15 protein-coding genes are annotated in these 9858 nt (G+C 52.6%); 1 reads left to right on the top strand and 14 read right to left on the bottom strand.

The annotated features are described in order from the left end of the window. From LD28_RS0107820 to LD28_RS0107790, 7 genes are all read right to left on the bottom strand, one after another. On the bottom strand, positions 1-270 hold a 270-nt coding region (locus LD28_RS0107820; protein WP_033136424.1), incomplete at its 3' end, for a hypothetical protein. A 34-nt stretch (positions 271-304) separates the two neighbouring features. Further along, positions 305-1201, bottom strand: a complete 897-nt coding sequence (locus LD28_RS0107815; protein ID WP_033136423.1) for a hypothetical protein — start codon at positions 1199-1201, stop codon at positions 305-307. Then, the gene (locus LD28_RS0107810) at positions 1202-1480 is read right to left on the bottom strand and encodes a hypothetical protein (protein ID WP_241462270.1); all 279 of its coding nucleotides are present in this window, start codon (positions 1478-1480) and stop codon (positions 1202-1204) included. Continuing rightward, positions 1440-1982, bottom strand: coding sequence for a DUF2514 domain-containing protein (locus LD28_RS0107805; protein ID WP_033136421.1), 543 nt, complete (start codon positions 1980-1982; stop codon positions 1440-1442). The genes LD28_RS0107810 and LD28_RS0107805 overlap by 41 nt, the downstream gene beginning before the upstream one ends. Continuing rightward, entirely contained in the window at positions 1982-2473 is a 492-nt protein-coding gene (locus tag LD28_RS0107800; RefSeq protein ID WP_033136420.1) for a lysozyme, read from the bottom strand. Before LD28_RS0107800 ends, LD28_RS0107805 begins: the two co-directional genes overlap by 1 nt. Further along, on the bottom strand, positions 2473-2682 hold the full coding sequence (locus LD28_RS0107795) for a hypothetical protein (RefSeq protein ID WP_033136419.1): 210 nt from the start codon (positions 2680-2682) through the stop codon (positions 2473-2475). Before LD28_RS0107795 ends, LD28_RS0107800 begins: the two co-directional genes overlap by 1 nt. 136 nt (positions 2683-2818) lie before the next feature. Further along, positions 2819-3223 (bottom strand): H-NS family histone-like protein, encoded by a 405-nt coding sequence (locus tag LD28_RS0107790; protein WP_033136418.1) that lies wholly within the window; start codon positions 3221-3223, stop codon positions 2819-2821. A gap of 242 nt (positions 3224-3465) precedes the next feature. On the opposite strand from LD28_RS0107790, the gene LD28_RS0107785 reads away from it, so the two are divergent. Beyond that, complete coding sequence (locus LD28_RS0107785) at positions 3466-4047, top strand: cytochrome b/b6 domain-containing protein (RefSeq protein ID WP_050514275.1); 582 nt, start codon at positions 3466-3468, stop codon at positions 4045-4047. A 96-nt stretch (positions 4048-4143) separates the two neighbouring features. On the opposite strand, the gene LD28_RS0107780 is transcribed toward LD28_RS0107785, so the two are convergent. From LD28_RS0107780 to LD28_RS0107750, 7 genes are all read right to left on the bottom strand, one after another. Continuing rightward, positions 4144-6012 carry a potassium transporter Kup gene (locus LD28_RS0107780; RefSeq protein WP_033136417.1) on the bottom strand — a complete coding sequence of 623 codons (1869 nt, stop codon included), beginning with the start codon at positions 6010-6012 and terminating at the stop codon, positions 4144-4146. Between the two features lie 168 nt (positions 6013-6180). Then, the gene (locus LD28_RS0107775; protein ID WP_033136416.1) at positions 6181-6885 is read right to left on the bottom strand and encodes a TIGR02642 family protein; all 705 of its coding nucleotides are present in this window, start codon (positions 6883-6885) and stop codon (positions 6181-6183) included. 12 nt (positions 6886-6897) lie between these two features. Further along, a complete protein-coding gene (locus LD28_RS0107770) occupies positions 6898-7164 on the bottom strand; it encodes a BRO-N domain-containing protein (RefSeq protein WP_033136415.1) in 267 nt (88 codons plus the stop codon). An 18-nt stretch (positions 7165-7182) separates the two neighbouring features. Next, positions 7183-7593, bottom strand: coding sequence for a hypothetical protein (locus LD28_RS0107765; protein ID WP_033136414.1), 411 nt, complete (start codon positions 7591-7593; stop codon positions 7183-7185). Next, positions 7590-7907 (bottom strand): Ref family recombination enhancement nuclease, encoded by a 318-nt coding sequence (locus LD28_RS0107760; protein ID WP_033136413.1) that lies wholly within the window; start codon positions 7905-7907, stop codon positions 7590-7592. The genes LD28_RS0107765 and LD28_RS0107760 overlap by 4 nt, the downstream gene beginning before the upstream one ends. Further along, positions 7904-8344, bottom strand: a complete 441-nt coding sequence (locus LD28_RS0107755; RefSeq protein WP_033136412.1) for a recombination protein NinB — start codon at positions 8342-8344, stop codon at positions 7904-7906. Before LD28_RS0107755 ends, LD28_RS0107760 begins: the two co-directional genes overlap by 4 nt. 439 nt (positions 8345-8783) lie before the next feature. Continuing rightward, positions 8784-9317 carry a phosphatase PAP2 family protein gene (locus LD28_RS0107750; RefSeq protein ID WP_033136411.1) on the bottom strand — a complete coding sequence of 178 codons (534 nt, stop codon included), beginning with the start codon at positions 9315-9317 and terminating at the stop codon, positions 8784-8786. Positions 9318-9858: the final 541 nt, after the last annotated feature.

The following is a 9858-nucleotide window of genomic DNA, read 5'->3' as shown; positions in this document are numbered from 1 at the left end:
CTGCTGAATATTCTCGGCCAGCATCTTCACATGAAGGGGATCGGCTATCATAGCCCCCATCTCGACCAATGCGTTGTTGCGGTAGAGGCGGAATGGTTCGAGCAGGATACGTTCGGTGGTAACGACACCAGGTTTATCGTCTCGCGTGGCAGGCAACAACTCGTAAAGGAAACTTCGGCCGGAGTCCAGCTCAGCATATGCAGCTTGTGGGAGTCGGCAATCAGCAATGTACACCGCCGCACCAGCCTCATTCTTACCGTAAATCCTCATCGTATCTCCCTGCTGATAATACCAACCAATCTTATCACGACATCAACCCGCCAGTCCCCAGCCCCTGTAGCTCTGCTGTCATCTCTGCCACTGGCGTCATGTCGGCACAACCATCCTTCTCGAGCAAGTCAGCCTCAGCAGTCAGCTTGCGGGTCGCGGCCTTGATGCGCTTGGTGTCTGCCTCAATCTTGGGCCCATTCACCTCATCGATACGCAAGGCGCTCAAAGTACGCTCGATAGACTCAATGCGCTGGATATTGCGGTCAAGAGCCTGCTCAGCACGCAAGATCTTGTCATAGAGCGCAATGCGGTCGGTCAGCTCCTGCGCTTCGGCCAGGTCATGCTGCAGGGCCTTCAAGGTTTTGGTGACCGAGAGTACGCGAGCCCGGGTGAATAACAGCTCATCCCGAAGTTGCAGTGCTTCGGCTTGGTCGAACAACTCATCAGCATCGAGGAACTGTGCGTAACCGCCATGGGTCTTGGCAATCTGCATGCCCGGCTTGATGTTGCATGGAGGGTTTTGGTTGCCCTCATACTCACCAAGAACGAAGCGGCCAGAGCCATCGCGCCCTTTGTTTTTCGGGTTCTGGCCTGAGCCAGCCGAGGTCTGTGTGGATGAGGCTGACTTTCCCCCTCGTCCTCTTTTCCCTTTTTCCTCTCCCTCTTTGGCTTTGTTCTCATTGCGCATGGCGTGCGCAGTTTCATCCAAATTGCGCACGTTTCCCTTCGATAATTGCGCACGATTTTGCGCACTGCGCACACAGGGCTGCGCAATTTTATCGTCAGGCTTCGCAGCACTGGCCTTGATATAGCGCCTGGCAGACTGGTAATTCATTCCCTGCTGCTCGCACCATGCCTTTGGGCTGATGCCAGTCTTGGCATAGGCGCTTTGATACTGAGCTGCCACGCTGCTCCAATCGGTCTTTGCCATTTAGAGAGACAGCTCGCCTTCAACGATGGTGTCCCCAGGTACCGGCTCATGAGTTGCCGCAACCACAACGCAGACACCGGAGGAAAGAACAACCAAGGCCTTGCCTCCATCGTAATGCTCTACGCAAGCGATGACCCCAGTCACATCGATCCCGTTTACCATTCCACCACCCCAGTTCATCCGCATCACCGTTCTCCCTTCCCCAGAAAGACAAACCCCGCCTTGATATGGCGGGGTTTCATGGTCTTTGCTGCTGGAGAGCATCATAGGCTCGTTCACAGGCTAGTCCTGATGCTCGAGCGCGGTCATACGCTGCTGCCAGCTCACCCGCTCTTTCATCAGCCCGGCTGAGCAGGTCGGCGAGCACCATAGCAGGCTCTGTGGCTGACGAGCCTCCTTGGGCAGTACCGGGATTGCTGGCGCACTGACTTGCTCTGGCTGCCAAGCGGCGGGCTTGTTCGCGCAACCGGCCAGACTCAATACCAGCAGCAGCGGCATCAGCTTGTGCCTGGGCGATTTCTTCTTGTGCATGATCTCTCACCTCATCAACTTCCGCCTGCCGGCGTTTCTCTTCTGCACGTGCGTCCTGCTCGGCCTTGGTTCGGGCATTAGCAAGGCGAACGGCCTCTGCATCCCATTTTGCTTGCCAGGTCTTGCGCTCCCCGTCCTCACCTGCAGAGTGGCCTGACTGGTAAAGCGCGAATCCGCCGCCAGCCAATACAGCAATCAGCAAAGCACCGGCCAGGAATGGCAGCGCTCTGCTTTGCGGGAACAGCTCCATCACTCCCCCTTGCACTTAGCATTGAGGCGCAGCCGGTCTTTCCACAATCCAGCGCAGACCCGGTTACCCGGCGCAGAGCAGTCCTGCTTGCCGGCACGCTTAAACAGCAAGATGGCCTCACAGGCTCCCGGGTAATCGCCCGCGTTCAGGCGATTCACGATGGTAGAGCTGCAGAAGGCGTCAGGGCCGATGTTGTGGGAGAGCTCGACATAGGCGTCATACTCATACTGATGGAGCGGCACATTGATACAGGCCTTGAGGGCGTTTTCGAACGATCGCACCTCCCGCAGACTCCTGTTCACTGCGGCAACGGGCGTGATGGTGTCACCCATCTTGACCCCTTCGGTACTGCCAAACCCAATAGTGGGGAGTTTGGTACCGTGTACCGGGTCGGGGTAAGCCACTGGCTCGAATCCCTCCCGATTCAGGATCCCCACAAAGCCAGCGGCACTCAGCGTGAGAGCGGCGATTGCGATACGGACCTTGCTCATCACTCACCATCCAGCCGACACCGGGGTCGAATGATGTTTTGCCACAAGAACCATCCCATCTGGACGGCAATCCACATCAACGTTGCAGCCAGCACCCAATCATTGAGCGAATACCCTGCCAACGTCATGCCGGACACCACGACAGGCGGCGCCGTCTTGGCTACCCCTGCAGCAGCGGCCGCCGTCGCAAACCCTTCCTCTTTGGCCATGAACCCTACCCCCAGAAACGACAAAGCCCGCACGAGACGGGCCAGGAATGAAAAAGGCCAGGGTCACGGGGACTCTGGCCATCTTTAGGAGATACTAACGCTGAGCACTGCTCACATCAACTCCCGATATTTTTAGTCAGATAGCAAAGCTCTCGAGAGAAGCACCATCCGCGACAGCTTTTGCAATTGCCTTGGGCATACGGCCCTGGCCAGTCCAGGTTTTCTCTACACCCTCTTCGGTATATTTGTACTTGGCAGGACGGGGGGCTCGTTTGGTCGCTGATTCTTTGGAGCCTTTGCTTTCCCCAGAGCCCAGCAGCTCACTCGGATCAATTCCAGCTTGCTGCAGCATAGCGTGGAATTCAGCCAATTTAGCTTGGCGCTCTTCTTGCTCAGCCATCTCTTTCTGAGCGGACTCTTCACGTTCTTGGAAAATTGCATCGAACTTTTCTTTGGCCTCAGCCAATTGTTCGAAGCTCAGGTCACGCAGGACTGCACGCAGGCTACGTTGGTTCAGTAAAACTTTGATGAATTCGTTCATGGTGACTCTATTTCAAAAATTATAAATGGCATTACCACACCCGGCAAGTGATGGGTAACTCTCTTATCATATATTTATATTATTACAATGAAACCAAGCATTCCTTTAGCTGCGACCAGTATCTTACATTCCATTGTTGTGAGTCAATTTTGATATAGACCCAGGCTAGCCACTGAATTATCCAGTATAATGGAGAAATCCGGTTGGCATTGTATAGTGAGTGTGTTAACACACTGAAAATGATGTTTTTTCTGGTCAAGGAGGACGAGGTGGAAAAGAAATACGAAATTTATGTATGGGACGTTATTGTCAGACTCTTTCACTGGATAACAGTAACGTTATGTGTGCTCAATTTGTTTATCCTTGAAGAGGGTGAGCGAAATCATCGCTACGTAGGCTACACATTAGCAGGATTGGTTGTTATTCGTATTATATGGGGTTTTTACGGCTCTCATTATGCGAGATTTTATCAATTTATCCCTACACCAACTGATATCTACGACTACATACACAACACACTGAATGGCAAACATCCATACTACGCAGGCCATAACCCTGTCGGTTCATTAATGGTCTTGTTTTTGTTGGCCTGCCTGGTTGGAACAGCAGTAACCGGGATCTTGACTAACTTTGAAGACCTTTTTGGCGATGATGTCATGGAAGGCATTCATGGCATTTTTGCCCAAACTCTTCAGGCTGCCATTTTTGTTCATGTCTTGGCGGTTATCGTAATTGACTATCGCACTAAAAGTGACCTAATTCGAGGCATGATAACCGGTAAAAAAAGAATCACAGATAAGAGTATTGTCAAAGATTTGAAGTAACTTGAAGTCAGCCATCAACGCTCATAGATCACAGCAACAACACGATATCAAAGGGGGCTACATGCCCCCTGTTTAGTCGAAACAATAACGTGCCCATCACAGTTCCAGTAACACACCGAGTTCCACAACTCGGTTCGCTGGTATATGGAAGAAGTCTGTTGCCTTCAACGCATTACGATTCATCCAGACAAACAACCCTTCCCGCCATCGCGCCATGCCTGGAATATCCGTGCTGACCAGATTTTCGTGAGAGAGGAAGAAGGAGGTTTGGTTCATGGCAACCTTCAAGTCTTGTTGGGCACAAGCTTGGAAGATTTCATCCATAGAAGGTACCTCCTTGTAGCCGAAATAAGCCACCACCTGCCAGAACTCTTCGCTGAGCTGCTTGAGCTCTATCCGTTCATGAAAGGCGAGCCATGGTTCCTCTTTTATATGGATAGTCAGAAAAATGACCCGCTCATGCAGGATCTTATTGTGTTTAAGGTTGTGCAGCATAGCGTGTGGAACCACCTGCTCCGAGCGCGACAGAAACACTGCTGTACCAGGTACCCGCAGCGGCGGATTGTAGTGCATATTGTCGACGAAGTTGGTCAAGGCAAACGACTTCTTCTCCAGCTTTTCGAGCACCAGTTCACGCCCCCGTTTCCAAGTAGTCATCACCAGAATGGCCAACATCGCAAACAGGATGGGAAACCAGCCTCCGGCCAAAAACTTGGTTGTGTTAGCGGCAAAGAAGGTTAAATCAACTAGCAACAGCGGTACGCCGACCAATGCGATCAGCCAGCGTGGCCACTTCCAACACGTAGCAGCAACCACCATCAGCAGCAAGGTGGTGAGCGCCATGGTGCCAGTGACGGCGATCCCATATGCTGCGGCCAAGTTGCTGGAGGTTTGGAACCAGAGGATCACGATCACTACTCCCGCTAGCAGCAACCAGTTCACCAGCGGGAGATAGATCTGTCCGATTTCGTGTGCAGAGGTATGACGGATCTCCTGACGGGGTAAATAATCAAGCAGGATTGCCTGCCGAACAACAGAGTAGGTACCGGAGATCACCGCTTGAGAGGCTATAACAGTCGCTATTGTTGCCAGCACCAGCAGCGGTAAGGTCATCCATGAAGGTGCTAGCAGATAGAACGGGTTTTCAATGGCTGCCGGGTTACGCAGCAGCAGCGCACCTTGACCAAAATAATTGAGTAGCAGGGCAGGCATAACAAGAGAGCCCCACGCCAGTTGAATGGCGCCGCGGCCAAAGTGTCCCATGTCTGCATAGAGCGCTTCCGTACCCGTCACGCAGAGCACCACGGCTCCCAAGGTAATAAATGCAACACCGGGACGCTCAACGATAAAATCAATGGCATAGAGCGGGTTGATGGCCTGCAGAATGGTGGGGTTTTGCAGAATTTCGATCGTACCCAGTAGAGCCAACACCCCAAACCAGAGCAGCATGATGGGGCCGAACAGCTTACCTATACCCGCCGTACCGTAATGTTGAGCTGCAAAGAGCACCACCAGCACGATCAGGGTGGCGGGCAATACGAAGGGGGTGAGATCCGGCGCGATCACCTCAAGCCCCTCCACGGCAGAGAGGACCGAAATGGCGGGGGTTATCACCGCATCCCCGACAAAAAGACCAACCCCGATCAGCCCGAGCAACATGGCGATGGTGCGGGCCCGGGGCGAAAGACGGCGTGATGCCAGCGAGGCGAGCGTCAGTACTCCCCCTTCTCCCTTGTCATCGGCACTCAGCACCAGCAGCACATATTTGAAAGAGACCACCACCATAATGGTCCAGAAGAAGAGGGAGATGAGCGAGAAGATCTCCTGCGGCCCAGGTTGCAGGCCGATATGCCCTGCAAAGCACTCCTTTAGGGCATAGAGTGGGCTGGTACCAAGATCACCATAGACGACCCCCAACGCGGCCAGCGTAATCGCACTGTACCCTTGATTGCGTTCTCTGCTCATCATCAAATTCCATTTAAATTCATAGCATTATCAAGGATACGTAATTATTTGACCCAAGTGAATCGGATCTAAAAATCTATTGGGAAACTTGGACAGGTCATCACCCCCAAATAGTTGCCTCTATGAAACACACTATCTACTCACGTACCAAAGGATCGCTGAGCCTTATCACACATTTATACAGCGCATCTCCCGCACCTGTTGCTCCATTGTTCGGGCCAGATCTGATGCTTGGCAGATCACCTCATCCACTATCTTCTCAACTGACCGCTGAGTTTCAATACCGAATCGACAGGCAACCAGTGCGATTTCTGGTGTCACCCGCCCAGTTCCATGACACTTATGACACTCCCCACCAATACGCTGACGCCGACCGGTTCCGGTACAGTGCGGGCAACGTCCAGTTTGGAGCATCTCATCAACACAGCGGCCATGAGCGGCATTGAGGATGGAGTTCCGCTCATCCAGCAGACACTGGTACTCATGATCATTACCGTGACGGTGCGCCCGCTTAGCCTTCTCCATCACTACCGCAGCCCGGCGGCGCTCTTTGTCATAGTACGGGTGGGACAGCACCAGCCGCTCCAGTTGCTCTGGCAGTGGGCGTCGCAACAAGATAGCCAGGGCCATAGCACCAACCTCCGCGTCCCCCAGCGTTGTGCTGAAGTATGCCTGCAGCTCAGCGATGGCTTGCGGGTCTACCAGGTTATCGGCCATCAGATAGTTTAGGCCCAGGGGGTTATCCTTCGCAGCCATCTGCAAAGCACCGATCAAGTCGTCACGTCCCAGAGCATTGAAGTTACTAGACGTGGGCTCATGGAGCGCCCCTTTCGGTGAAAACAGGCGCAGTGCCATTTCCAATGATTTGCTCATACTCAGTCCTCCTCAGGATCCGAAGCCAATGCTCAGATGACCGGTTGTGATCAGCTTATGAGCCAACCATTGCTGCCCTTTGCCGTTTACATAGTTTCCTCCAATTTGGAGTACCCTTTTCTCCTTGTCGTCTTCATCAATCAGCTTGTTCATGCTGTTGGTTTCGGGATATCCCAATACCGTCGCAATGTCGCTCGCAACGAACCAAGGCTCACCCTGTTCATCGGCAACGATACGGATGTTGTGGCCTTCACAGGCTTTGCAGATCAAGTTGGTCATGGTCAGGTCCTTGGTTGGTTATTGCCTAGTCGTTTGGTTAAACGCCTTAAGCAGCCAGGCACGCAGTTGGCCTGACTTGATGTGTTCTGAGGTTGCCTCGATGACAGTCCACCCGAGCAGGGCAGCCTCGTTCATCTTGGCGCGGTCCTCTACGAACCCCCTCCCCTGGGTGTGTCGGCCGCCGGTGTGGATCCCGCCGTGGATCTCGAGAGCGATCATCTGCGCTTCCCAGGCATAGTCGAACCGCCACTTTCGCTTGGGGTGAAACAGCAGCTCTGTCACCGGGTCAGGGAAGCCAACCAGCTGGGCCCGCACCCTATCGTGCAGAGTGGCCACTTGCTGGGACTTGCGCACCTGGCTGGCAACGTTCTTGACCTTGGGATTCCCCCCGAACAAGCGCACAGCCTCCAGGGAAGATAGATGGATCATGCCGCCCTCCCGATAGTGTTCTTGCGCAACTCAGTGATCTCTCTGGCCACCTGGATAAGCAGGGTCTCCTCGCTACCGTGCTCTGCCTGCCAGCTCTTGGGGGCTGCGTGGAAGCCAGTGGGATAACAGGCACGGTGATGACGAGGGCACAGAGGCAGCACCTGGGTGTGAACAGCGCGCTGCGCCATACCAGATCCGGAGCGAACGTGATGGATTTCACTCGGCGAGCTTCCGAACCTTAAATTCCTACAAACCACACAACCCAATGATGCAACGTCATCAAGCCATCGCTCATCAGCCTTGGTCTTGCTCATGCAGCCCTCCCGTAGGCGGCCACCCAGTCGAAGCCTCGGCGGGATTCATCCCCGAACTTCACACCTTGCTGAGCACCGAAGGCCTGGGCCAACTCGATGAGGTCGCGCATCTCGCGCACGGTCATCTTGGAAGTGGACTTACCCAGCACCACGAAGCTAGTACCGTCGATGTTCGGTACCACGTCCTGCTGGTACAGGGCCGCGCTGAGAACGTGCTTCCAGTCCTCCTTGGCGAGCTTGCGGCCGTGCCAGTTCACCTGCTCGGCGATGTCGGTAAGACAAGCCCACAACATGGAGTTTTGAGCCAGGGAGCGGGTCATCTCCTTGATTTCGAGAACCAGTGGCTTGTCTTGGTCAACCGGCAGGCCCGCGACCAACTGGCAAGCGCGGGACCGGATTTCGGGGCTGCGAAGGAAATACTTGGGATAGGAGCTCAAGCTACACCCTCCCCAAGCAGCACCAGGAACTGCTCGACTCGCTCAGGGTTGAATGGGAATACTTCAATCGAATCAGCCAAGTTAAAATTGTGCAGGCTGCTGGATACGCTGGCACAACCGCGTGGGCATGCTGCGGATAGATCTCGGGTATGTCTGGTCATGGTCCGGGTCCTTTTGGTCATAAACAGCCGGGTGGTCTAGTTCCGGCATGACCATGCTACGACCAAACTTTGAGCAATGTCACGCAGCAACATTCGTTCATATGAGCTGGCTATCTACAGTCCTCTTGAATATGGGACTGTAGATAGGGGGAAAAACAAACGAGATTATGTAATTTCGAAAAACACAAAAGCCCCAGATTGATTACCATCTGAGGCTTTTATTGAAAACGGAAAACTAATTTAGGGGGCTGCAATCACCGCAACCAATTCGGAGTGCATTAATACGTAAAGCTGACCGCAATACCTCTTGCATCCCCATCCATTATCGTTGGATAGAATGCTAATTGTGTGCCGTTCTTCGGGGACGTAAACAGATAGCTGAACCCTGTCGCGATGGCGGCTCCCGCAATCACATCACGCCAGTAATGGTTATCAGATTCAACTCGAGACCAACCCACCGCACCAGCTGCAACATAGGCAGGTATACCGTAGCTCCAGCCATACCGCATTTGCAGATAGCTGGCTCCACTGAACGCCCATGCTGTATGTCCAGAGGGGAAACTCATATCGCCGCCATTAGGGCGAGTAGCATCGACAGTATGCTTCAAAACTTCAACGGTAGCTGTAGTTGAAAGGAGTGAGTAACCAAACTCCTTCAATCCATCATAGTCGCCTTGATACCAAGAGATACCTGCCGCGATCGCCGGGATCGCAAATTGCCCGATATCACCGTAGGTTTCAAAAGCACTGGAGGCTTGTACTTGGTTACTAATTCCACAAACGACCGCTGCACATAGGAGGTATTTTTTCATATAAAATCCATTTTTATTATTTCCACAAGTAACAATACTGTTAAGAGTGGTTATGGCAACAATAAATTGTGGTTATTATGAAATGACGCATATTTAGAGCCAAAGCTCCAATTGAGGTAGGTTTACAAGTGATTATTTAGCGCCCTTAAGTATTCAATATCCGCCTGTCGAACAAAAAACAACCGCATCAAACCACTCTACGACAGTGTTGGCCAAGATCGATTTCATTCTGTCGAAGTTCGTGCCCCCGAATAGCCTCTCCTTTTTCAGCAACAGACGCCAATTTGTTCAACATTGCATCCAACATAAAATCTAACGTTTCATGAGTCTTCGCCCGCCTAAACCGGATCAGCCAATCTAACTTGGTCATTTATTGCCCACCTTTTATATAAAGACAGTGTTGAGGGAGACTCACCTCCCCCACGTTTTGTTGTATTTTGTATTAACTTTTACAAAGTAAATTTATCTACACGCGCCTTATCCACCACTCACTGACATCATTCTAATTGTTTTAGATTGATAAATGACCAGTGTTATGATG

Source organism: Aeromonas finlandensis, assembly GCF_000764645.1.
Classification (GTDB): Bacteria; Pseudomonadota; Gammaproteobacteria; order Enterobacterales; family Aeromonadaceae; genus Aeromonas; species Aeromonas finlandensis.
The sequence above is the reverse complement of the archived record's forward strand: the minus strand, read 5'-3'. Positions and strand labels throughout refer to the sequence as shown.

Excerpts from the sequence above, each read along its gene's own strand:
- LD28_RS0107815 (WP_033136423.1), bottom strand. The coding sequence starts at position 1,201 with ATGGCAAAGACCGATTGGAGCAGCGTGGCAGCTCAGTATCAAAGCGCC.
- LD28_RS0107805 (WP_033136421.1), bottom strand. The coding sequence starts at position 1,982 with ATGGAGCTGTTCCCGCAAAGCAGAGCGCTGCCATTCCTGGCCGGTGCT.
- LD28_RS0107800 (WP_033136420.1), bottom strand. The coding sequence starts at position 2,473 with ATGAGCAAGGTCCGTATCGCAATCGCCGCTCTCACGCTGAGTGCCGCT.
- LD28_RS0107795 (WP_033136419.1), bottom strand. The coding sequence starts at position 2,682 with ATGGCCAAAGAGGAAGGGTTTGCGACGGCGGCCGCTGCTGCAGGGGTA.
- LD28_RS0107790 (WP_033136418.1), bottom strand. The coding sequence starts at position 3,223 with ATGAACGAATTCATCAAAGTTTTACTGAACCAACGTAGCCTGCGTGCA.
- LD28_RS0107785 (WP_050514275.1), top strand. The coding sequence starts at position 3,466 with ATGTTTTTTCTGGTCAAGGAGGACGAGGTGGAAAAGAAATACGAAATT.
- LD28_RS0107780 (WP_033136417.1), bottom strand. The coding sequence starts at position 6,012 with ATGAGCAGAGAACGCAATCAAGGGTACAGTGCGATTACGCTGGCCGCG.
- LD28_RS0107775 (WP_033136416.1), bottom strand. The coding sequence starts at position 6,885 with ATGAGCAAATCATTGGAAATGGCACTGCGCCTGTTTTCACCGAAAGGG.
- LD28_RS0107770 (WP_033136415.1), bottom strand. The coding sequence starts at position 7,164 with ATGACCAACTTGATCTGCAAAGCCTGTGAAGGCCACAACATCCGTATC.
- LD28_RS0107765 (WP_033136414.1), bottom strand. The coding sequence starts at position 7,593 with ATGATCCATCTATCTTCCCTGGAGGCTGTGCGCTTGTTCGGGGGGAAT.
- LD28_RS0107760 (WP_033136413.1), bottom strand. The coding sequence starts at position 7,907 with ATGAGCAAGACCAAGGCTGATGAGCGATGGCTTGATGACGTTGCATCA.
- LD28_RS0107750 (WP_033136411.1), bottom strand. The coding sequence starts at position 9,317 with ATGAAAAAATACCTCCTATGTGCAGCGGTCGTTTGTGGAATTAGTAAC.